This window comes from Variovorax sp. PBS-H4 (assembly GCF_901827205.1).
In the GTDB taxonomy this organism is placed as follows: Bacteria; Pseudomonadota; Gammaproteobacteria; order Burkholderiales; family Burkholderiaceae_C; genus Variovorax.
In genome coordinates, this window is the sequence record NZ_LR594675.1 from 3,072,397 (window position 1) to 3,092,913 (window position 20,517).

General features: G+C 67.0%; 23 protein-coding genes and 1 tRNA gene. 10 read left to right on the top strand and 14 right to left on the bottom strand.

Annotated elements, in window-relative coordinates; all coding sequences use genetic code 11:
* The first annotated feature begins 6 nt into the window (after positions 1 to 6).
* Positions 7 to 1,125, top strand: coding sequence for an NAD(P)H-dependent flavin oxidoreductase (locus E5CHR_RS14370; protein WP_232062062.1), 1,119 nt, complete (start codon positions 7 to 9; stop codon positions 1,123 to 1,125).
* Positions 1,126 to 1,142: 17 nt separating this feature from the next.
* On the opposite strand, the gene E5CHR_RS14375 is transcribed toward E5CHR_RS14370, so the two are convergent.
* Positions 1,143 to 2,012, bottom strand: a complete 870-nt coding sequence (locus E5CHR_RS14375; RefSeq protein WP_162580469.1) for a GntR family transcriptional regulator — start codon at positions 2,010 to 2,012, stop codon at positions 1,143 to 1,145.
* Between the two features lie 85 nt (positions 2,013 to 2,097).
* Here E5CHR_RS14375 and E5CHR_RS14380 point away from each other — a divergent pair, with 85 nt between their 5' ends.
* The 8 genes from E5CHR_RS14380 (at position 2,098) to E5CHR_RS14415 (ending at position 9,653) form a co-directional block, all read left to right on the top strand.
* Positions 2,098 to 3,261 (top strand): iron-containing alcohol dehydrogenase family protein, encoded by a 1,164-nt coding sequence (locus E5CHR_RS14380; protein ID WP_162580470.1) that lies wholly within the window; start codon positions 2,098 to 2,100, stop codon positions 3,259 to 3,261.
* 164 nt (positions 3,262 to 3,425) lie between these two features.
* Positions 3,426 to 4,580, top strand: a complete 1,155-nt coding sequence (locus tag E5CHR_RS14385; protein ID WP_197893855.1) for an LLM class flavin-dependent oxidoreductase — start codon at positions 3,426 to 3,428, stop codon at positions 4,578 to 4,580.
* 6 nt (positions 4,581 to 4,586) lie between these two features.
* Positions 4,587 to 5,705 carry a flavin reductase gene (locus E5CHR_RS14390; RefSeq protein ID WP_162580471.1) on the top strand — a complete coding sequence of 373 codons (1,119 nt, stop codon included), beginning with the start codon at positions 4,587 to 4,589 and terminating at the stop codon, positions 5,703 to 5,705.
* 56 nt (positions 5,706 to 5,761) lie between these two features.
* Positions 5,762 to 6,610, top strand: coding sequence for an SDR family NAD(P)-dependent oxidoreductase (locus E5CHR_RS14395; RefSeq protein ID WP_162580472.1), 849 nt, complete (start codon positions 5,762 to 5,764; stop codon positions 6,608 to 6,610).
* Between the two features lie 11 nt (positions 6,611 to 6,621).
* A complete protein-coding gene (locus tag E5CHR_RS14400; RefSeq protein WP_232062063.1) occupies positions 6,622 to 7,407 on the top strand; it encodes an SDR family NAD(P)-dependent oxidoreductase in 786 nt (261 codons plus the stop codon).
* 44 nt (positions 7,408 to 7,451) lie between these two features.
* Entirely contained in the window at positions 7,452 to 8,690 is a 1,239-nt protein-coding gene (locus E5CHR_RS14405; protein ID WP_162580474.1) for a CaiB/BaiF CoA transferase family protein, read from the top strand.
* A gap of 12 nt (positions 8,691 to 8,702) precedes the next feature.
* Positions 8,703 to 9,317, top strand: a complete 615-nt coding sequence (locus E5CHR_RS14410) for a glutathione S-transferase (protein WP_162580475.1) — start codon at positions 8,703 to 8,705, stop codon at positions 9,315 to 9,317.
* Positions 9,318 to 9,380: 63 nt separating this feature from the next.
* Positions 9,381 to 9,653, top strand: a complete 273-nt coding sequence (locus E5CHR_RS14415) for a hypothetical protein (RefSeq protein ID WP_162580476.1) — start codon at positions 9,381 to 9,383, stop codon at positions 9,651 to 9,653.
* A gap of 21 nt (positions 9,654 to 9,674) precedes the next feature.
* Here the strand turns inward: E5CHR_RS14415 and E5CHR_RS14420 are convergent.
* Positions 9,675 to 9,748 (bottom strand) — tRNA-Gly (locus tag E5CHR_RS14420).
* Positions 9,749 to 9,960: 212 nt separating this feature from the next.
* On the opposite strand from E5CHR_RS14420, the gene E5CHR_RS14425 reads away from it, so the two are divergent.
* Entirely contained in the window at positions 9,961 to 11,271 is a 1,311-nt protein-coding gene (locus E5CHR_RS14425; protein ID WP_162580477.1) for a tyrosine-type recombinase/integrase, read from the top strand.
* On the opposite strand, the gene E5CHR_RS14430 is transcribed toward E5CHR_RS14425, so the two are convergent.
* The 12 genes from E5CHR_RS14430 to E5CHR_RS14485 all read right to left on the bottom strand — a co-directional run bounded on the left by E5CHR_RS14430 (position 11,244) and on the right by E5CHR_RS14485 (position 20,323).
* Entirely contained in the window at positions 11,244 to 11,504 is a 261-nt protein-coding gene (locus E5CHR_RS14430) for a helix-turn-helix transcriptional regulator (RefSeq protein ID WP_162580478.1), read from the bottom strand. The genes E5CHR_RS14425 and E5CHR_RS14430 overlap by 28 nt on opposite strands.
* An 85-nt stretch (positions 11,505 to 11,589) precedes the next feature.
* On the bottom strand, positions 11,590 to 14,226 hold the full coding sequence (locus E5CHR_RS14435) for a hypothetical protein (protein ID WP_162577774.1): 2,637 nt from the start codon (positions 14,224 to 14,226) through the stop codon (positions 11,590 to 11,592).
* Positions 14,227 to 14,418: 192 nt separating this feature from the next.
* Entirely contained in the window at positions 14,419 to 14,571 is a 153-nt protein-coding gene (locus E5CHR_RS14440) for a hypothetical protein (RefSeq protein WP_162580479.1), read from the bottom strand.
* Complete coding sequence (locus E5CHR_RS14445) at positions 14,565 to 14,810, bottom strand: hypothetical protein (protein ID WP_162580480.1); 246 nt, start codon at positions 14,808 to 14,810, stop codon at positions 14,565 to 14,567. The genes E5CHR_RS14440 and E5CHR_RS14445 overlap by 7 nt, the downstream gene beginning before the upstream one ends.
* A complete protein-coding gene (locus tag E5CHR_RS14450) occupies positions 14,807 to 14,989 on the bottom strand; it encodes a hypothetical protein (protein ID WP_162580481.1) in 183 nt (60 codons plus the stop codon). The genes E5CHR_RS14445 and E5CHR_RS14450 overlap by 4 nt, the downstream gene beginning before the upstream one ends.
* A 12-nt stretch (positions 14,990 to 15,001) precedes the next feature.
* The gene (locus tag E5CHR_RS14455; RefSeq protein ID WP_162580482.1) at positions 15,002 to 15,274 is read right to left on the bottom strand and encodes a hypothetical protein; all 273 of its coding nucleotides are present in this window, start codon (positions 15,272 to 15,274) and stop codon (positions 15,002 to 15,004) included.
* On the bottom strand, positions 15,271 to 15,648 hold the full coding sequence (locus tag E5CHR_RS14460) for a hypothetical protein (protein ID WP_162580483.1): 378 nt from the start codon (positions 15,646 to 15,648) through the stop codon (positions 15,271 to 15,273). The genes E5CHR_RS14455 and E5CHR_RS14460 overlap by 4 nt, the downstream gene beginning before the upstream one ends.
* A complete protein-coding gene (locus E5CHR_RS14465; RefSeq protein ID WP_162580484.1) occupies positions 15,645 to 15,842 on the bottom strand; it encodes a hypothetical protein in 198 nt (65 codons plus the stop codon). Before E5CHR_RS14465 ends, E5CHR_RS14460 begins: the two co-directional genes overlap by 4 nt.
* A gap of 8 nt (positions 15,843 to 15,850) precedes the next feature.
* Positions 15,851 to 17,977, bottom strand: a complete 2,127-nt coding sequence (locus E5CHR_RS14470; protein WP_162580485.1) for an AAA family ATPase — start codon at positions 17,975 to 17,977, stop codon at positions 15,851 to 15,853.
* A complete protein-coding gene (locus E5CHR_RS32125; RefSeq protein ID WP_162580486.1) occupies positions 17,971 to 18,498 on the bottom strand; it encodes an NUMOD4 motif-containing HNH endonuclease in 528 nt (175 codons plus the stop codon). The genes E5CHR_RS14470 and E5CHR_RS32125 overlap by 7 nt, the downstream gene beginning before the upstream one ends.
* Complete coding sequence (gene thyX / locus E5CHR_RS14480) at positions 18,495 to 19,220, bottom strand: FAD-dependent thymidylate synthase (protein ID WP_197893856.1); 726 nt, start codon at positions 19,218 to 19,220, stop codon at positions 18,495 to 18,497. The genes E5CHR_RS32125 and thyX overlap by 4 nt, the downstream gene beginning before the upstream one ends.
* A complete protein-coding gene (locus E5CHR_RS14485; protein ID WP_162580487.1) occupies positions 19,217 to 20,323 on the bottom strand; it encodes a metallophosphoesterase family protein in 1,107 nt (368 codons plus the stop codon). Before E5CHR_RS14485 ends, thyX begins: the two co-directional genes overlap by 4 nt.
* Positions 20,324 to 20,517 lie beyond the last annotated feature (194 nt).

Genomic DNA, 20,517 nt, shown 5'->3' on the forward strand with positions numbered 1-20,517 from the left:
GCCAAAGTGACCCAGAACGCCATGTGCAGCATGTTCAACATCGAGATTCCGGTCTTCGGGTTTTCCCACTGCCGCAACGTCGTGGCCGAGATCACCAAGGCAGGGGGGCTGGGCTGTCTCGGAACGGCCTACTACACGCCCCAGGAACTCGAATGGGAGCTCAAATGGATCGACGAGGAGGTGGGCGACAAGCCCTACGGCGTCAACCTGCTGCTGCCGCAGAAGTACGAAACGGTGGGCGAGGCTTCGCTCGATCCGGCCCGTCTTTCGCCGGAGCATGTGAAGTGGCAGCGTGACCTGCTCGATGCGGCGGGTATCCCTCCGCTCCCGGCCGCGGAGCGCGAGGAGCTGATGCAGGCCGAGCTGGGCCGCCTGCACATGACGCCCGAGTTCGCCGGCGAGCTGCTCGACGTCGCCTTGCGGCACCCGAACGTGAAACTGGTCGTGAGTGCACTGGGCTCGCCGCCGCGTCCGATCCTCGACCGTCTGCATGCGCATGGCGTCAAGGTCGGTGCGATGACGGGCAAGGTCGAACATGCGCTCAAGCACAAGGAGGCGGGCCTGGACCTGGTGATCGCCCAGGGGACCGAGGCGGCCGGCCATACCGGCGTGGTGAGCTCGATGGTCCTGTGGCCGGAGGTGGTGGACGCGGTTGCGCCCATGCCGGTGCTGGCGGCCGGCGGCATCGGCCGGGGGCGGCAGATGGTCGCTGCGTTCGCGCTGGGTGCGCAGGGCATCTGGTGCGGCTCGATCTGGCACGGCACTCGCGAGAGCGACCTGACCGACGAAATGAAGCAGTTGCTGTTCCAGGCCAAGTCGGGCGACGCCGTTCAGACGCGCTCGAAGACCGGCAAGCCGGGGCGCATGCTGCGCAGCAAGTACACCGAGGCGTGGCTGCAGCCCGATGCGCCCAAGCCTCTGCCCATGCCCTGGCAAAGCGTGCTGAACGTCGAAGCTCGCCTGCGAATCGATCGCGCCCGTGCGCTGGACTACATGACGTGCCCGGTCGGCCAGATCGTGGGGACCATCAACCACGAAAGCTCGGTTCGCCAGGTGATCTACGACATCCTCGACGAGTTCGCCGACACGATGGAGGGCTTGGGCGAAAGGTCCGGCCTGGTCTGAGAAAGGCGCGGGCGGGCTCAGCCGCCACGGCGAGCGGGTGGCGTGGCTGGTGCAGCGTGCATGAGCGGCCTCGGGTCGCTCGTGCGGTCCGCCTGGCCGGGCGGCACCGCCAGTGCGTAGCTGACATCGCGCTCGACCGAAAATCGATCTGCCCGGTAGACCAGCACGCCGAGGTAGACCAACTGGCGATTGGGCGCGAAGAAGGCCCGCATCACGTGCGCCACCGGGCTGCCGACCGCCACCTGCAGATGGGTCGCGTCCTCGTACGTCGCCACGGAAATGGACGTGCGTTCGATGGCCGACGTGATCGGCGGCCGGGCGTTGTCGCGGACCAGGCGGCTGAGCTTGATGGTGTGTTCGCCGCCCGAGGGAAAGCGCTGGTAGAGCGACAACGCCACGTAGTTGTCCGACACGGTGTAGGGCGTACCGTTCAGCCCGTCGATCTTGCGGATGCGGACGTATTTTCCGGCGGGCGTGCCCAGCCCGGCGAACTGCGTCGGCAGCTGATCGAACTCCTGGAGCGAGAGCACCTTGATCGAATAACTGTTGCCGTCGCCGTCGCTGTCGCCCTCCATCGAGCCGGTCGAAGAGAACAGCGGCGCGTCGACGCTGGCGGGATCGAAGGTCACGCAGGTACGGCGGCCGCGCTGGCTCGACAACAGGCCTTCCTCCACCAGGATCTGGATCGCCTGGCGCACCGTGACCCGCGCCACCGCAAACTCGTCCACCAGCTGCTCGAGCGTGGGAATCTCTTCGCCGGGCTTCCACAGCCCGGTGACGATCCGGTCGCGCAAGATCCCCGCGAGCTGCGCGTACAGCGTGATCGGCCCGGCTCGCAGGGGTGCGTGGTTCATGCTCCCGGGAGCGTAGGCGGCTGCGAGTGGCATCCAGGTCTCCTGCAAGTTGTCGAGAAAGACTAATGACAAGCTTATAGCACTAGCCTAGACTCGACGCATTCATTCCGGCAGCAGCATGACGGGTTTCCAGCATCACATCACCGAGTTGAGGCTTCACTGTGGCGAAAAGGCCCTGGAAGCGCTGCCTCGCGAGCTCGATCGGCTGGAATGCCGCCGGGCCGTCGTCTTTTGCGGCGCCACGCTGAGCCAGCCGGGGGGCGCGCTGGACCGCGTTGCGCAAGCGCTCGGAGACCGTCTTGCCGCGGTCTTTCCGCGCGTGCGCGGACACAGCCCCGTCTCCAGTGTGGAGGAGGGCGCCGCCTGCATCGCCGACGCACGGGCCGACGCGGTCGTTGCGCTGGGGGGCGGCTCGGCCATCGTGACGGCTCGCGCGGCAAGCGTCCTCGCCGCTGAAGGAGGCCGCGTGGGCGATCTGGCCAGCCGCATCGACGGCGATGGCCAGATGCGCAGTCCGCGCCTCGGCAAGCCGAAGCTGCCCCAGTTCGTCGTGCCCACCACGCCCACCACGGCCAGCGTGAAGGCCGGCAGCGCAGTGCAGGGCGCTGGCGGTGAACGCTTGGCGTTGTTCGACCCGAAGACGCGCGCAAAGGCAGTGTTCATCGACCACGCCTTGCTCGCTACGGCGCCGGAGGACCTGGTCCGCTCTGCTGCGCTGAACGCACTGGCCATGGCAGTGGAAGGGCTGGAATCGAAAAGCAGCGACCCCTTGTCCGATGCGCTGCTGATGCATGCGCTGCGCCTGCTGGTGCAGGATCTGCCGGGACTGCGTCGTGAACCTCGCGATGCGGCCCGACGGGCGCGGCTCGTGCTGGCGGCCGTCCTGTGCGGGCAGGGCACCGACCAGGCCGGGGGCGGACTCGCTTCGGTGCTGGGCCACGCGATCGGCCACCGCAGCGGGGTGCCCAACGGCATCGTCAATGCCATCGTGCTGCCGCACACCATGAGATTCAACCTGCCGGCGACGCAGGAGCGCGCGTGGAAGCTGCAAGCCAGCCTCCCGGCAATGGGCCGCGCGGAGTTCGAAGCCGATGCGATCGAAGCGCTCGAAGCCCTGTTCGTCGATCTGGGCCTGCCCCGGCGCCTGCGCGACACGGGCCTGCGGCAGGCCGACTTCGACGCTGTCGTGGCCGATGCGGGCGCCGACCATTTCCTGCAGCGCAATCCACGGCGCATCGAAGGCCCGGCGCAACTGCATGCGCTGCTGCAGGCGTGCTGGTAGGGCGCGGCACTGCGTGCAAGGCCAGCCGAGGCTCCGATGCATCTTCCAGATCATAACAAGTACTATTGACAGATCTTTAAGACCATTGTCCACTCGACCTTGCCGAGTCAATCCGCATTTGCCTCGCGACCCCTCGTCATTCCGAAGTCCAGACAGGAGACCCAATGTCACAGATCCCCCTCCAGCACGGCGTGTTCCTCGCCCCCTACCATCCGAACGAGGAAAGCCCCACCACCTGGCTGCGCCGCGACATCGAGCTGGCCCAGCATCTGGACAAGCTGGGCTTTGCCGAACTGTGGGTGGGTGAGCATCACTCGGGCGGCTTCGAGATCATTGCGTCGCCCGACCTGTTCATCGCCGCGGCCGCCGAAGTCACGCGCCGCATCCGCTTCGGCACCGGGGTGATGACGCTGCCGTATCACAACCCGCTGGTGGTCGCCAACCGGATCGCCCAGCTCGACCACCAGACGATGGGACGCGTGTCCTTCGGCTTCGGTCCGGGGTTGTTGATGTCCGATGCGCTGATGATGGGGATCGACCCGGAGAAGACGCGCGACATGCTGCTCGAAGCGATGGACGTGATCGTGCGGCTGCTGCGCGGAGAGTGCGTGACGGCCAAGACCGAGTGGTTCAACCTGGTCGAGGCGCGCGCCCATCTGCTGCCGTATTCGCAGCCGCTCGAGATGGCAGTGGCCAGCGCCGGAACGCCTTCCGGCGGACGCGCCGCCGGGAAGTTCGGCATGTCGATGTTGTGCGTTGCCGCGTCCCAGGTGGGTGCATTCGACGTGCTGGCAAGCAACTGGAAGATCGCCAACGAAGTGGCCGCCCAGTACGGCAACACCATGGACCCGGCCAAGCTGCGCCTGGTGGCGCCGGTGCACATTGCCGAGACCCGCGAAAAGGCGCGCGAGAACGTCCGCCATGGCCTGGACCGCTGGGTGCGCTACTACGACATGGCCTCGCCCAACCCATTTCCGAAGGATGGCCGGGACCCGGTCGACATCCTGATCGATTCCGGCCGCGCCGTCATCGGGACGCCTGAAGATGCAATCGCCATGATCGAGCGGCTTCGTGGCAAGCAGGGCCAGTTCGGCGTGTTCCTGGCGCAGCACGTGGACTGGGCCGACTGGGACCAGACCATGAAGTCCTTCGAGCTCTATGCGCGCTACGTCATGCCTCACTTCAGCGGCGCCAATGCCAACCGCATTGCCACCTACAACGTGATGGCCGAACGGGTCGAAGAGTTCAAGGCCCTGCGCCGCGGCGCGGCGGACAAGGCCTTTGCACAGCACGAGGCCGCCCCGCGCAAGGTCGGTTGAGCATCCATGAGCGCCGTTGCAAGCACTGGAGACGCCGGCACGGTCACCGAGTTCAGCTCGGTCGATTTCCGTCGCTGCCTGGGTGAGTTCATCACCGGCGTCACGGTCATCACGACCGTGGGGCCGGACGGGCGCCGCTACGGATTGACCGCCAACTCCTTCAGCTCGGTGTCGCTGGACCCGCCGCTGATCCTCTGGAGCCTGCGGCTCAATGCGTCGAACTTCCCGATCTACAGCACCGCCGACCATTTCGTGGTCAACATCCTCGCCGAAGACCAGATCGGGTTGTCGCAGCGCTTCGCCAAGTCGGCAATGGATCAGTTCGAAGGCGTGACGTTCACGACGAGCGCCGACGGCGTGCCGCTGCTCGAGGGCTGCGTCGCGCAGATCGAGTGCCGGCGCGAGGCGACCTATCCGGGCGGCGACCACGTCGTGTTCCTCGGCCGCGTCCTTCGCATCCGCAACCATGGGCGCCCGCCGCTGGCGCTTCGCAGCGGGAAGTACATGGTGGTCCATGCGCACGAGCCGGTGGCGCCGGGGGAGGTGGACGAAGCCAACGTCGCGACGCTGTCGGCGATCCATGCTGCGCGGCCCTTGACCGATGAGCTCGGCCGTGAGACCGATCGCACGGTCGGCATCTCGGTGTGGGGAAATCTCGGCCCCACCATGATCTGGTGGCGCGAGTCGAGCCGGCCGCTGCGCACCAGCGTGCGCTGCGGGCTGGTGGTGTCGCTGCTGGGGTCTTCGACGGGCGCGCTGTTCGCGGCCTATGCGCCGCGCGAGGTGACGGGGCCGTACCTCGACCAGGAACTGGCGCAGCAGGAGCCGGGGGACGAACGGCGCTTTCGCACCCGCGACGACGTCGAGAACTACCTGCGCGAAGTTCGTGCGCGGGGCGTCGGCACCATCACCGGCGCGATGACGCCGGGCGTCAACGAACACCCGGTCACGGCCGTGGCTGCTCCGGTGTTCGATGCCAAGGGCGCCATCGTTCTTGCCATTGCGATGCTCGGCGACGCCAAGGAGTTTCGCGTGGACGACGGCGCGGTCGAGCGGCTGCGCGCCGTTGCTGCGGGCCTTTCCATGCGCCTTGGCTACAAGGCCGAATACCAGCGGCATCGGTGACATCACCGTTGCAGTCTCCGCCGGCATGACCGGACTTTGAATCGAAGGAACACCACGTGAACTATGGACTCGCAGGCCGCGTCATTGCGGTCACCGGAGGCGCCTCCGGCATTGGCCTGGCGGTGGCGCGGGAGGCGCTCCGGCAGGGCGCGCGCGTCGCGCTCCTGGACAGCTCCACGCAACAGATCGACGCCGCATTGACGGAACTCAAGGCCATGCCCGATGCGACCGTCGTGGCCCACGCCGTGGATGTCCGGGACAGGGCTGGCTGCGAAGCCGCTGTCGAGGCCATCGAGCTGGGGCTCGGGCCGATCGACGGGCTGGCGGCATGCGCCGGCGTCTCGCGCCCCGAGCCGGGGGAACAGATGGCCGAGGACACCTGGGACCTGGTGATCGACATCAACCTCAGCGGCGTCTTCCACAGCGTTCGCCCGGTCGGCCAGCGCATGCTGGCGCGCGGCCGCGGGGCGATCGTGACGATCGCTTCGACCGACGCGCTGGGCGGCCATGCAGGGCGCTCCCACTACGCCGCGTCCAAGCACGGCGTCGTCGGGCTGACGCGCTCGCTCGCGATCGAATGGGGCCGCTACGGCGTCCGCGTCAACGCGGTGGCGCCCGGCGTGGTGGATACGCCCCTGCTGCGCAAGGTGGCGCCGCCCGAACACGTGCAGAACGCGATGGTCGACCGCGTGCCGATGGGCCGCTTCTCGCGCGCCGATGAGCAGGCGCACGCCACCTTGTTCCTCCTGTCCGACGGTGCGTCCTACATCAATGGCACGACGCTGGCGGTCGACGGCGGGCTGACCGCCGGCTATTTCACGCGCTGGCACGGCGCCGACCTGGGCTCCAAGGCGATGCTGGAGAAGGGCGTGTACGGCCCGCCCTCCAGCTCGCCCGCGGCTTGAAGGAATCGATGATGGCGAGTGAACAAGCCACCAGGCGCATCGCGCTGCTGACGGGGGGCACCGGGGGCCTCGCGCAGGCCACGGCCGAACGTTTTGCTGCCGTCGGCATGACCGTGGTGATCGCCGACCTCGACGCAGCGCGTGCCCGCACGGCGGCCGAATCGCTGCCGGGCGACGGCCATCGGGGCATCGGGATGAACGTCAGCGACGAGGCTTCGGTGCGTTCGGCGTTCGATCAGGTGGAGGGCGAGGTCGGGCCGGTCGCCGTACTGGGTTGCTTCGCCGGGCTCCTGAGCACCGCAAGCGTGCCCGGGCGCGTTCTGCTGACGGATCTGACGCTGGACGAGTGGGAGAAGGTCAACGCCGTCAATGCGCGCGGCACCTTCCTGTGCATCCGCGAGATGGCGCGTCGCCGCGCTGCCGTGCCGGTGGCGCATGGCCGCATCATCACCATCGCCTCGCTGGCCGGCCAGCAGGGTGGCCTGGCCGCAGGCGCTGCCTACAGCGCCTCCAAGGGCGCGGTGCTCGCGTTGACCAAGGTGTGCGCGCGCGAACTCGCCAGCCAGGCCATCACGGTGAACGCGATCGCGCCGGGTCCGATCGACACCCAGATGCTGCGTTCGACCGTGCCGGCCGCGCGCGCCGGCGAGAAATATGAGCACGTCCAGGGCATTCCCCTGGGGCGCGTCGGGCTGCCGGGCGAAATCGCGGCGGCCGTTGCCTGGCTTGCCTCCGTCGACGCGGGCTACATCACCGGGGCCACCATCGATGTGAATGGCGGCCTCTACATGCGCTGAATCAGCAGCCACAGCGACACGACACATCCATACAAGGACCCTTCATGGAATTTTCCGGACCTCTGGCAGGCGTGCGTGTGGTGGACATCACGGCGGTGCTCATGGGCCCGTCCGCCACCCAGATGCTCGCGGACCTGGGCGCCGACGTGGTGAAGATCGAACCGCCTGCCGGCGACGCCACGCGCAAGATCGGGCCCGCGGGCGACGAGCGCATGGGGCCGATCTACCTGGGCCTGAATCGAAACAAGCGCAGCCTGGTGCTGAACCTGAAGACCCCGGAGGGCCTGGAGGTGCTGCGCAAGCTCGTGGCGAAGGCGGACGTGCTCACCTACAACGTCCGCCCGGCCGCGATGGAGCGGCTGGGCCTGACCTACGAGGCCCTGGGCGCGCTCAACCCGCGCCTCATCTACGTCGGCATGTTCGGCTTTTCGCAGCGGGGCCGGTATGCGCCGTCACCCGCGTTCGACGATCTCATCCAGGCCGCGACCGCCATGCCCAGCGCGATGGCGCCGAGCGTGGACGGGACGCCGCGCTTCATCCCGATCAACCTGGCGGACCGGTCCGTCGGCCTCTATGCCTTCGGCGTGATTGCGTCGGCCTTGTATGCACGCGAGAAGACCGGCCGCGGTCAACGTGTGGACGTGCCCATGTTCGAGACCATGGTGCCCTATGTGCTCGGCGACCATCTCTACGGAGAGAAGTTCGTTCCGGCCCGAGGCGACTTCGGCTATCCGCGCTTGCTGTCGCCGGCCCGGCGGCCCTTTCGTACCCTCGACGCCCACGTGTGCTGCGTCATCTATCAGGACCATCACTGGAAGGCGTTCCTGGAGATCCTGGGCATGGGCGACATGTACGAGACGGACCCCCGGCTCGCCAACATCACGACACGGACGCAGCACGCCGACGAACTCAACGAGTTCGTCGAGCAGCACCTGGCACGCAAGAGCACTGCGCAGTGGCGAGAGTTGCTCAAGTCCGCCGATATTCCAGTGTTCCCGGTGCATACCTTCGAGACCTTGCTCGACGACCCGCACTTGAAGGACATCGGCTTTTTCCGCGAGCAGGACGTGCCATCTCTCGGCATGATCCGCGAGACGGCCGTTCCGAGCGAGTGGCATGGAACACCGCCCGCAAACTATCGGCCGCCGCCGGCGCTCGGCGAGCACAGCGCGGAAATATTGCGAGAGCTCGGCTACGGCGACGACGACATCGAGGCGCTGGCCGGCCAGGGCGTGACCCGTGCCGGCGTGCCTTATCCCAGGAGCGAAGCCGAACCCATCTGAACGGCGCCCCACATGCAGCTGTTCGATTCGACAAGTTCGCCCTTTGTCCGCAAGGTCAACATCGTGATTCGCGAGCTGGGCCTTGAGGCTCGCATTGAGCGGCTGGCGCAGGACGCCCATCCCGTGCGGCGCGACGCCCACCTGATGCGCTTCAACCCCTTGGGCCAGGTGCCCACGCTCGTCCTGGATGACGGCTGCGTGTTGTGCGACAGCCGCGTGATCTGCGAATACCTGGACCAGCTGGGCGAAGGCCGCATCTTTCCGCGAGAGGGGCCTGCGCGTTGGGGGGCACTGGCCTGGCAGTCCCTCGCGGACGGCCTGCTGGATGCGGCCATCCTCATGCGCTACGAAGCCAATGCGCGTCCACCGCAGTACCGGTGGGAGGGATGGGAGGCTGCGCAATGGGCCAAGGTCGAGTCGGTCCTGCAGTCCCTGGCGCGTGCCGCTCCTTCGTTGGGCGACCGATTGAACATCGGCACCCTCAGCATCGCGTGCGCACTCGGCTACCTGGACTTCCGTTTTCCCGAGCGGGCATGGCGCCCGCAGCGCAGCGCGTTGGCCGACTGGTTCGGCCGGATGTCGATGCATCCCTCGATCGAGGCGACCCTGCCTCGCCCGCGAACCTGATCAACCCCTTTCAAGCTCCACCCGATCACCATGGAAATACATTGGACCGACGGTGCGCTGTCCTTGCATCGGCCCGACGATTTCAAGGCATTCAAGGTCGTCGTTCACGCGGCATTGGATGTGAACGACCGGGTCTTGAAGGACTTTGCGGGCACCGCACGTTTTGAAGACGATCAGGCCTGCTGGGTCTCCCAAGCCGGCCTGCGGACGCTGGCCGGACCGCTGGCGACGCCGCAATGGCTGGCGGACCTCGACGCCATGGTGTCCAAGGCGCGGCCACATGGCTGGATCGACGATTCGACGGGGGATATCCGCGCCCATGTGGAGCGGGGTTGATCCGCGGTGCTTGCGGATCGATGGAGCGGGTGAAGGGAATCGAACCCTCGTATGAAGCTTGGGAAGCTGCCGTTCTACCATTGAACTACACCCGCATTTCCTAACTCGTTGATTTGCAACGAGTTTCTCGCCTAAGTCGTTGATTGAGCGTAGGTTTTCGAGCCCTTCGGATCCTAGAGATTCCCAATCTCACTTATCCAAACCCCCACGCACTTACGACCTAGGTGTAGGTTTGGTATAGGTTTTTGAGAGAATCTATACCTCGACCCACTCGGGGCCACGCCCCGACAGCGAGGAGTATAGAGCCATGTATTTTGATGTTCGAGCGGCCAAGCTCCTGGCGCCCGGTGAGCACCTGACGGTGAGCGGCTGCCCAGGCCTGCGCCTCGAGGCCACGGCCTCTCGCAAGGCCTGGACGTACCGCTATCGATCGCCGGTGACGGGCAAGCTCAAGCAGGTGAAGATCGGCGAGTACCCGGCGATGCCGGCGCCTGCGGCGGCCGCAGCCTGGGACCAGCTGCGGCAGCAGCGTGCCGAGGGCGTCGACGTGAAGGCGGTGAAGTCGGAGAAGGTGCGCGCCGCGCGCGCGGCCGCGGCGACGGAAACCTACACGGTGCGGCGCCTGGTTGACGACTACGTCACCGGGCACCTCGAGGGCGGGCGCAAGGAGGCCGGGGCGCTGGCGACGCGCCGCGCGCTGGAGCGCTTGCTTGACGAAGAGGAAGCGTTCGCGGAGATGCGGGCCGACCAGGTCACGCGAGCGACTTGCTTCGACATCCTGGACGCGCGAAAAGCTACACCGACAGCGGCCCAGAAGCTGCGCTCGGAGCTGGGGTCGGCCTGGGAGTACGCGCTTGACGCCGGGCGCCTGGACGGCAACGTGCCGAACTGGTGGCGCACCGTGATGCGCGGCCGGCTGAAGAGTAAGGGGAAGGTGATCGCGGGCCGGCACGTCGGCCAGCAGCGCCGCGCGCTGCGCGACGACGAGGTCTCGCAGCTGCTGGCCTGGCTGCCGAACATGCACGAGCTCGGGCGCGACGCGACGCAGATGTACCTGTGGACCTGCACGCGCGGCGCCGAGTTCCTCGGCATGCGGGCGGAGCACGTCACCGAGGAGCGGGACGGCTGGTGGTGGACGGCGCCGAAGGAGGCGACGAAGAACGCGCGCTTCGAGAATGCCGTCGACCTGCGCGTGCCGCTGGTCGGGCGCGCGCTGAAGATCGTGAAGAGGAGGCTGAAGGGGGTGGGGGAGGCTGGCTGGCTGTTCGCTGACGAAGAGGGCGGCCAGTACACGCAGCACAGCTTCAGCACCTACATCTACGACCTGCAGCCGTACTCAGCGAAGCGCAAGCGTCACGGCTCGGATGGCGCGCACTTGAAGGCCCTGCCGGTGACGGGCTGGACGCCGCACAGCCTGCGCCGCACGGGGCGCACGATGCTGGCGGCGTTGGGGTGCCCCGAGGAGATCGCCGAAGCGATCCTGGGGCACATGCCTGAGGGCATCGTTGGCACCTACAACGCCTACAGCTACGACAAGGAGCGCCGGGAGTGGCTGGGCAAGCTGTCGAAGCACCTCGAGGCGCTGGTGGCTCAGGCAGGCTTGCCGGCGCGCCCGTAGCCGCTGTTCTCTGGCGGCAGCAGGTCGGACACCGGCAGCTCGCGGCCCCAGTTGTCCAGGTCCTCCACAAGCCAGGCGGTACGGCCGGCGCTCAGCTTGCGAGGCTTCGGCACCTTGCCCCGCGCGACCAGGTTGTCGAGCAGGCTCTCGGAGATGGCCAGGTAGGCCGCGGCGTCTGGTCGTGCGAGGAACAGCGGGCGGATGGTGACGATGGGTGCGGGAGGTGTCTTCATGGTCCAGGCCGCTTGAGCGGCTCTTGTTCTTGTCGGGGAGAAAGTAACGGGGCCCGAAGGCCCCGTCAACGTCTTCGTCGCTGCCTTACGGCACGTTGGAGCTGTGCACCGAGGTCGGCTTGAACGGCAGGGCCAGCTTGCCAGCGAACTCGCCGTTGCTGGTCAGCGTCGGGCAGGCGCCTGCCGAGACGCAGAATCCGCTGCCGGCGTCCGGATAGATCACGTCGCCGAAGCGGTAGTTCGCCACGCTCATGCCCGTGTAGTCCGCCACGCTCAGCACCCGGCCCTGGGTCGAGTAGTCATCTGCGTTGGTGACCATGATCGGGTCGACCCGGCTGTCCTCCATCGTGCGAATTACGCTGCCGGTCGAGCTCGAGTCGCTCGCGTTGCTGAGCTTCACCCAACCCCAGCGCCGGTTGGCTCGGTCGGTGAACAGCACCAGCTCGTTGATCGGGTCCTCGACGCCGGTGTAGCCCTTGGCAGCAGCCAGGTGCGTGATGTTGTCGCCCAGGCCAGTGACCGATCCCACCTTCTGAATGTCCGCCGGGTCAGGCGTCGTCGGCTTCGCGCCGGCGGCGTAGCGCCCGAGGGAGAACAGCTGCAGCTCGCCACCTTCGACAGCGATCGCGGCGCGCGGGTACTGCGGCGTGGTTTTCCAGAACGGGTAGTCGGGGATCCGCACCTGCTCGTCCTTGCTCCAGTAGCTGCGCGTGGCAGTCGTCCACAGGGCTGTCGGGCGGCTGGCGAGGGTCAAGGACTTGACCACCACCGGCATCGACTCCGCGGTCAGCGGGTATGGCCACTGCGTTGCGGCCTGACCCACGTTTTGCGTCTCGAGGTTGCTCGCGGCGCTGCCCAGGTACATGCCGTTGGTGTAGGTGAACAGAGGCCGGAGGTCGATGAAGGCCACCTTCTTCTCGCTCTTGCTGACCACCACCGAGACACCGCCCTTGGCGTAGCGCTCGTAGTCCTCACCGCCCGGCAGCATCTTCGCTCGATTGTTCGCCATCGGCGAGTCGAGGTACTGGAAGCTGGAGATGGTGCCCGAGGAGTCGTACTTGAGCATCGTCGTGTACGGGTGGATGCCCGTGGTGGTCACGATGCCGGTGGGCGCCTTCATGTCCGAAGGCAGATCGACGTAGCCGACCACCTTCATGAACACATAGTTGCCCTGGTCGACGAAGCCCGGGTGCATCATGTCCATCCAGCCGTGCCACCAGTCGTAGCGCGCTTGGCCGGGCTGCCAGCCTTGCGGAGCGGAGCCCAGCGACACCACTGCCACCTGGCCCTTCGTGGCGACCGTGTCCCAGCCGCTGACCAGAGCGAACTCGCCGCCGCCGGTGACGGAGATGCCGGTCGGCACGAAGCCCAACTTGAACTTCGTGCTCGCGCGGTTCTGAGCCGTCAGCGTGCCGACGGTGTACATCGTCGAGGGCTTGGTCGGGCTGCCCTGCGTGGCGATCAACGACAAGCGGGTCGCCGGGCTGTCCGCTGCACTCTCTCCGCGGTGCTCTGCCACAGGGAGATCTGCCGGGTCGTTCTTCGCCAGCGCGCCGCTCGACAGGTAGTCGTCGATCGCCGTGGGCAGGAGGCGCTGCTGCTGCCACAGCACTTGCGGGCGCTGCTGGAAGGTCCGGCGGTCGGTCGCAGAGTTCTGCAGCCACACAACCGAGTTCTCGACGCTGCGCGTGCCGGCCGGGACACCGATCGTCGCGGCGTGGATGGACACGTAGAGGTTGTTCGTCGGGTCCTCGTGGCCCAGCTGGTAGACCGAGCGGATGTCGGACATGACTCCAGTGTCCGCACGCTCGGGCAGCGTCTGAACGCCAGCCTTGCTTGCGGGTGCACCGTAGCGGTAGGCCACGCCAGCGTCCGTCGCGAACTTGTACGCCATCGAGGCATAGGCGGCGGGGTCGACGGCACCGGAGGTGTCGACGATGTCACCAGCAACAGCAGGGGCCGGAGCGGGAGCAGGGGCAGGCGCAGGCGCTGGAGCTGGCGCAGGCGCCGGGGCGGGGGCGGGGGCGGGGGCGGGCGCGGGCGCGGGGGCGGGAGCGGGAGCGGGCGCTGGGGCCGGAGCAGGTGCAGGAGCAGCCACAGCCCCGGCCGACACGCACGACTTCGCAGTCCCGAATGCCGGGTCGCTGCCGAAGAACTCGTTGGTGCACGATGCAGCGCCGTTGACTGCCTTTGATACCCAGCGCGTGTCGGCGCCGTATTTCACGAGGGTCGGGGCCGGCACGGTGAACGATCCGCCTTCCTGGGCCAGGACGGTTCCTGCGGACGGTGCGACAGGCGCTGGTGCCGGAGCGGGTGCCGGCGGGACCTGCGTGTAGCAGGCCTTGGCCACGTAGGGCGCGGGGTCGCCGAAGGTCTGGTTGGTGCACGCCACGGTGCCGGACAGCGTCTTCGAGACCCACCGCGAGTTCGCGCCGTATTGAACGACGGCGCTCGAGGCAAGGGTGAAGGACTTGCCTTCATTGGCCACCTTGATCCAGCTCGCGTCGAGCTTCTGGAATTCGTCCGACACCTGCGCGGCGGCGGCCGGGGCCTCCGCAGTCGCCGTGGCGAACAGTGGCATCGGGGTTGCACCGCCGCCTCCGCCGCCGCAACCGGCGAGAACGCCAGCTGCGGTGAGCATCAGGAGCAGGGCTGTGGGTCGTGGCGCGCGCCTCGCGCCGGCTGGGTCTGGCTGCTTGAGCAGCTCTTGTTCTTTTGTCACGGGGGTTTCTCTCTCTTACATGGGGATGTTCTTGTTCTTATTGGCTCGGAGGCGTTTCCGCCTCCGTCACCAGCCCTTGAGCGCCCTCCGCGGGGTGTAAATGGGTCATCTACCCCTGCAGACCTCCGAAAAGGAGGCGCTGAGGGCATCGTGGGGTGTTGCGGGGCCCGGGGGGAATCCCCCGGGCATTTGTCACAGGTACGCCGCCCGGATGAGCATGATCCCGGCCAGGTGGATGGCAAGCTGGGCGTACCAAGGCGGCTTGAGCCAGATCGACAGCGGAACGGCGATCGGGATCGCCAGGGCCGACAGCTTCAGCGACTCGAGCAGGTCTGGGTTCACCACTGCGCGCGCTTCCAGAAGTCCTCTGCCTCATCGATGCCGTGCGAAAGGGCGACGATGACCGTCGTGAGCCCGATACTGGCGGCGAGGGGTATCCACCAGAGCATGCGCCACAGGATCGTGTACCAGGGCGCCAGGTTGTTGCCACTCGTCGCCGGCCAGCGCAGGTTGATCTTCGGCAGCCGGACGCCGTAGAGTCGGGCCGCCAGGGCGGCACGGGTTCGGTCGGAGATGAGTCTCATGCGTCACCCACCAGGACGAGGACGCGAGCGACGCCCGGGTGGGAGGCCTTGACGGCCTCGATGGCTTCTCCGAATCCGATGTTGGTGTCTGACACCTGGAACGCCATCAGCTTTCCGTCGGAGGGGCTTCGCGCGTAGGCGATGGTCGGCCGCTTTTGCGGCTCTTCTTCTTCTGGCACGGGGGTTCCTTTTCAGGTGGTTGGGGGTTTGGGGTGGTCGGCAGCGCTCGGCGCGCGCCAGGTGCCGAGGAGCACGCTGATGCAGTCGTCGCTGTCGAGCATGTAGTCGTTCATCGCCGCGGCGTCATCCGCCGCCTTGATGCGGGCGCACATGTCGTCGACGATGCCGCGCACGGCCGGCACCACCAGCTGCGCGATGCGCTCGCGCAGCTGCTGGGTCTGGCCGTACACGCGGCCCACGTTGGTCAGCTGCCCGACAAGGGCTGCGATCTCGTGGTCTTTCACTTCTTCTCCGTGATCGTCATCTCGAAGCCGAACTGAGCCAGGATCCGCTGCAGGTCGTACAGCTTGACGTTGGGGATGTAGCTGACGACGTCGCTCCAGACGTGGTTGAGGCGCTCCTCGAAGCCCTCCGGCCACTTCCGGATGACCGACAGCTGCAGCGGCGAGCTGCTGCGCTCCACGGCCCCGCCGCGCGCCCGCAGCAGCTCCAGGATCTGGCCCAGGGTGCAGCCGTAGACAGTGCCTTCGTCGTTGAGCATCTCGAAGTCGAGCTGCAGCATGTGCTCGGCCACGAAGTGCTCGGCTTCGGTGAACTGCGGCTCCTGGCCGGCCCGGTACTCGAGCTGGCCCAGCTTGTATTGCAGGTCGCTGCTCACAGGGCAGACCTCGGAAGGCCCTTCAGGAGTTCTCGAGCGTTGCTGCGGAGGCGGTCGGTCATGACGATCAACTCCTCGAGCTGAGAGGCAAGCAGTTCGCACGGTGCGTCGCATAGCCGCGGCGCAGTGATCTCGTCCCTGAAGACCTCGATGCGCTTCAGGATCCTCTCCTGGTTCAATGTGAAATGGGCCATCACCCCTCCTAGATCGTGATCACGTTGTCGGCGACGGACTCGCTGATGTCCTCGTGGGTCACCAGCAGGGTCTGCGGGAATCCGCAGGTCACCAGGAAACCGAGCATGAGCTCGGTGCGCTCCCCGTCCATGGCAGCCGCCGGCTCGTCGAGAACGAGGAACGGCGCCGTGGGCAGGAAGGTGCGGGTCAGGGCCACGCGGATCGCCAGGCCCAGGATGTCGAGCGTGGACCCCGACAACGTCGTTGACGGGTGTCCATCGACCTTGAACCCGTCGGTGTCCTTCGTGACGCTCGACTTCGAGCCGCGCATCTCCGAGAAGTACCTTCCGACGGCCGCCAGGACCAGGTTCCACAGCTTGTCGGCGATCACCGGGCGCGCGGCGCGCACGTCCTTCAGCAGCCGGTTGTTGAACGCCAGCTCGGTCAGCTCCTTGCGGCGCGCCGCGAGCGTGAGCTCGGCCACCTCGGCGGCCTTGACGGCGCGCCCGTACGCCGCGATCGCGTCCTCCTTGCCGCGCACCTCGTTGTCGAGGTTGCGCTGGGCGTTGCGCTGCTCGGCCACCAGATCGGGGCGCTTGGCCTGCGCGTCCATCAGCGCCTTCTGCGCCGGCACCGGGTCCACGGCCGGCAGGAGCGACAGCTTCCGGCGCAGCTCCTGGTGCTCGAGTTGCAGGGCATTCACCGTCTCTTCTGCGGAGATTCGACGGCCATTCGCCGCATCGTAGGCGCGCTGGGCGGCCTCGAAGGTGGCGATCTGCTTCTCGATCGCGTCGATCTCGGCCTCGACGTTGTCGGGGATCTCGCCGCCGACCCACTTCAGGGTGGGCGGCAGGAGGAGGTCGATGTCCAGGTAGCTCTCGAACTTGGCAAAGGCGTTCAAGCGCGGGGTCGATTCCTTCTGGATGGCCTCGAGCTCCTGCAGGTATCGCGTCAGCCCCTGGTGCGTGGAGGCGAAGATCTCCTGCTGCTTGCGCGCCTCCGTCACCTCAGCCTGCAGCTGCGCGTTGCGCGCCGCCACTTCCGGAAGGTGGCTGATGTCCTGGCCGCAGGTCGAGCACGATCCCGTCGAGATCTTCGACTCGGCCAGGTCGGCACGCGACTTGTTGGTGTCGCGATCCCTCTGCGCAGCGGTCACCTGACGGCGCGTCTGCGTGATCTCCTCCTGCAGCGCCTCGATCGTGCCCTCGAACCGATCGTCCTCGGGGCGGGACGGCTCGTCCAGGAACGGCTCCACGGCGGCGCGCGCCGCGCGCACCTTCCCCATGTCGGCCAGCTGGGCAATCCGCTCGCGCAGCGCCTTGACGTCGACAGGCTCCGGCGCCTTCACGGCCTGGGCTTCCACCTGCTGCTGGATCGCCCGGTTCAGGCGCGCCGTCGCCGCCTCGAGGGCCTTCTCGGCCGCGTCCCGGTCCTTGGCCCGGTCGGTCAGCCGGTGCGCCTCCTTGCGCAGCACCTCGACGGTTGTGTCGTGCACGTCCAGGGCCTTGGTGGCCAGCTCCAGATCAGCCTGGGCGTTGAAGATCCGTCGGTCGTGACCCTCGACGTCCACCGGCACCGCCGCGGCGCGCGCCTGCTCGAGCTGGATCTCGGCGTTGGAGATGGCCGCCTCGGCCACCTTCGGGCTGCCCAGCGTGAGGGTGCCTTCCATCTTCTCGATCAGGTTGTCGAGCTGGTCGAACTCGGCAAGCTGCTCGATCAGCTTCGTGGTCTCGGCCGGGCCCTTCTCGAGCGCGCCGCGGATCTCGTTCTGGTTGGCCAGCATCAGCTTCGACGCCGCGCCGGCGTCAGCCTTCAACAGCTTGGAGACGAACGCCGTGCACTCGTTCTGGCCGGTGACGATGCCGCCGTCGTAGTTGATCTCGGCGCCGGACTTGCCGCGCTTGATCGTGTACACGACGCCATCGACCACGAACTCGAGCACCACCTTGAGGGTGTTGGTCGGCTCACCCCAGGTGACCAGCTCGTCGAGCGAGACGGGCATGGCCTTGGAGCCGAAGAGGGCGTAGCAGACCGCGCGGATCAGCGTCGACTTGCCGGCCTCGTTGCTGCCGCGCAGCGCGGAGATGCCGGCGTTGAAAACCACCTCCAGGTTGCGGTGGCGTTGGAAGTTGGTGAGGGTGATTTTGTTCAGCATGCGAGTGCCCTTTGTTGTGTTCGCGCCAGCCACCGGGGCGGGCTATCCGGACGGGTCCATCCCCTGTGAGACAGGGACTTCCCACTGAGCAGTCGGCTCACCCCGGATGGCAGCAGGCCGTTCTCTCGGCAGAGAGCCAGGAGGCCCTCCGACCTAACGACGAGGCCCTGTGGTGACACCAGCTCGAATGAAACTGGGAACGGGCTCCGGCCATGCGTGTCCGCCACCCAGGTATCGCGACTGGCCCAGAACAAGTTGCTGGTCCGGTTGTTGGTCAGGTCCCCGTCCTTGTGGGCGGGTACGGCGCCGTCGGGTTTGTATCCCTTGAAGGCCTCGCACACGATGGTTGCGACGCTCCTTGTCTGGTACACGCCCCCGCTGCACAGGGTCACCGTGGGAGTCTCCCCGGGCTTTTTGTTCAGGGACAGGGCCTTGCCGCGCTTGACCCCGAGCACTCGGCCCAGGTTCGATACTCGATACAGGCCCTCGTAGCCCTTGACGTCTTTCCAGATCTCTCTCATTGAGCCCCCAGGCGGTGCTTGCGAAGGGCCGCGACAGCGACCGGAACGATGGGCTCGATAAGCTCGAGCATGGCCTGCGCGTACACGCGGATCTCGTACTGCGAGTGCTCATGTAGGCGCAGCTTCAGGAAGTGAGCCAGGTTGTGAAGATCCACCGTGGCGAACATGTGGCTGTAGGTGTTGACGGGGAGCACGCCGCGGGCAAGCTCTCGGGGCACGCCCATACAGATCAGGTACTTGTAGCGATCAAACGCCTCTTCGCAGGACCGGCGAATGTTCTGCTGAGCAAGGAATGCCTCAGGGTGCTGCTCCGCCGTCCGCATCTGCTTGTTGCTGGTCGCCTGGGTCGTGATCTGGTTCAGCTCCGGCACGTAGAACTCCTCCGGAAGCTCGGCGTAGCGGGCCGAGATCTCGTTGAAGCTCCAGGTTCGGTGGCGGTGCCACTGGCGGAAGACGAAGATGGGCGCCTTCACCTCGAACGTGAAGCTGACGGCCTCCAGCGGCGATGTGTGGTGGTTGCGCACCAGGTAGTCGATCAGCTTGGCGTCCTTGCCTTCGTCCTCGCCGGCGCGCCACTCGGCGTCGTAGCTGACGCGAGCGTTGCGCACGATGGACAGGTCGCTTCCCATGTGCTCGACCAGGCGCACGAGGCCGTGGTCAAGCACGCGGCGCACGTCCTTCGGTTGGAGATCCATCTCCTCCGGTTTCATGATTCGGCTCACGCTGCCACCTCCTCTTCTTCCTCTGCCTCAGCCGCCTGCGGCTCGACGTCGCGGCCGACCAGCTGCTTCACGACGCGCTGCTGCTCCGGGTCCAGGACCTCGAGCAGCAGGTCGATCACGTTCACGCTGCGCACGTCCTCGACACTGGCAGCGATGTCGCCCAGACCTTCTGCCTGCTCGACCTGCACGGCGTTGGTGATGACGAACGCCTCGCTCTTCGAGCGCAGGGTCGAGATCGCCTTGATCATCTCGGCGGCCTCTTCGCCCTTCGCGTTGCCGGCCACGCGGATGAAGCCGCTCGGCTCGTGGATGAAGCCGGCGACGTCGCGCCAGTCGACCTCCTGGAAGTAGCCGACCTTGTCGTCGCGCGACCAGGTCTGGATGAACGACAGCTCACCGTCCTCGATCACCGCACAGCGCTTCGTGTCGTTGCCCAGGCAGTCCGCCACCGAAGTGGGGAACTGGTTGCCGACGATCACGACGCGGCCGCCCAGCAGGTCGCGCTGCTGGTGCTCGTGGCCAAGGATCATCGTGATGCCGCGATCCCGCAGCGCCTTGGCCTGCTTGCGCGACAGGTTCAAGCTGTGGTCCATCGCGCCGGCGAACTCGTTGTCAAAGTTGCAGTGCAGCAGGAGGAACTTCACACCTGTCGGAATGCGAGTCAGCTCCATGTCGAACATCTCCTGGTTCGCCACGTGGGGGATGATGTAGATGTCGGCTCCGAGCAGGCCGGCTCTGTCAAGCAGTTGGAACCGCCCCGGAAACTGGCCCTGGAGCAGCGCGCCCAGGAACGCGACGGTGCCCAGCTTGCTCGAGTCCTTGCTCAGGTCGTGGTTGCCCACCGCCCAGATGACGCGCGACTTCTGCTTGGCCTGCAGGTGCTCCACCACGGTGATGTAGATCTCGATCGCCTGCGCGAGCGGAATGTCGTAGACATCCGAGAGGTCGCCGTTGACGATCGTCGTGTCGCCGTCGTCGGCCTGGGCCAGCAGGTCGCGATGCTTCGTGTGGCCGTACTCGCGCAGGGCGTCGAGTGAGGAGAGGGTGGTGCCACCGGAGCGGTTCACGCCGAGGTGGAGGTCGTTGATGATGATGGTCTTCATTCGGGTTTTCTTTCTCTCGCCGCGGCGGCGATTCGTTTGGCTTGCGCAGCGCGCTCGGCTCGATCGCGATCGGCCAGCGCCTGGAGCTCGGCGCGCGGCAGGCGCCGCTTCGCCTGGCAGGCAGGGCACATGCCGCGCGTCGTGTTGGACCTGTGGTCGACGACGATGCGGAAGCCCTCGTCGACCACAAACCC

Coding starts and splice junctions, on each gene's coding strand:
- E5CHR_RS14390 (WP_162580471.1), top strand. CDS start 4,587: ATGAGCGCCGTTGCAAGCACTGGAGACGCCGGCACGGTCACCGAGTTC.
- E5CHR_RS14375 (WP_162580469.1), bottom strand. CDS start 2,012: ATGCCACTCGCAGCCGCCTACGCTCCCGGGAGCATGAACCACGCACCC.
- E5CHR_RS14405 (WP_162580474.1), top strand. CDS start 7,452: ATGGAATTTTCCGGACCTCTGGCAGGCGTGCGTGTGGTGGACATCACG.
- E5CHR_RS32125 (WP_162580486.1), bottom strand. CDS start 18,498: ATGAGAGAGATCTGGAAAGACGTCAAGGGCTACGAGGGCCTGTATCGA.
- E5CHR_RS14380 (WP_162580470.1), top strand. CDS start 2,098: ATGACGGGTTTCCAGCATCACATCACCGAGTTGAGGCTTCACTGTGGC.
- E5CHR_RS14385 (WP_197893855.1), top strand. CDS start 3,426: ATGTCACAGATCCCCCTCCAGCACGGCGTGTTCCTCGCCCCCTACCAT.
- E5CHR_RS14465 (WP_162580484.1), bottom strand. CDS start 15,842: ATGGCCCATTTCACATTGAACCAGGAGAGGATCCTGAAGCGCATCGAG.
- E5CHR_RS14470 (WP_162580485.1), bottom strand. CDS start 17,977: ATGCTGAACAAAATCACCCTCACCAACTTCCAACGCCACCGCAACCTG.
- E5CHR_RS14400 (WP_232062063.1), top strand. CDS start 6,622: ATGGCGAGTGAACAAGCCACCAGGCGCATCGCGCTGCTGACGGGGGGC.
- E5CHR_RS14485 (WP_162580487.1), bottom strand. CDS start 20,323: ATGAAGACCATCATCATCAACGACCTCCACCTCGGCGTGAACCGCTCC.
- E5CHR_RS14425 (WP_162580477.1), top strand. CDS start 9,961: ATGTATTTTGATGTTCGAGCGGCCAAGCTCCTGGCGCCCGGTGAGCAC.
- E5CHR_RS14430 (WP_162580478.1), bottom strand. CDS start 11,504: ATGAAGACACCTCCCGCACCCATCGTCACCATCCGCCCGCTGTTCCTC.
- E5CHR_RS14410 (WP_162580475.1), top strand. CDS start 8,703: ATGCAGCTGTTCGATTCGACAAGTTCGCCCTTTGTCCGCAAGGTCAAC.
- E5CHR_RS14445 (WP_162580480.1), bottom strand. CDS start 14,810: ATGAGACTCATCTCCGACCGAACCCGTGCCGCCCTGGCGGCCCGACTC.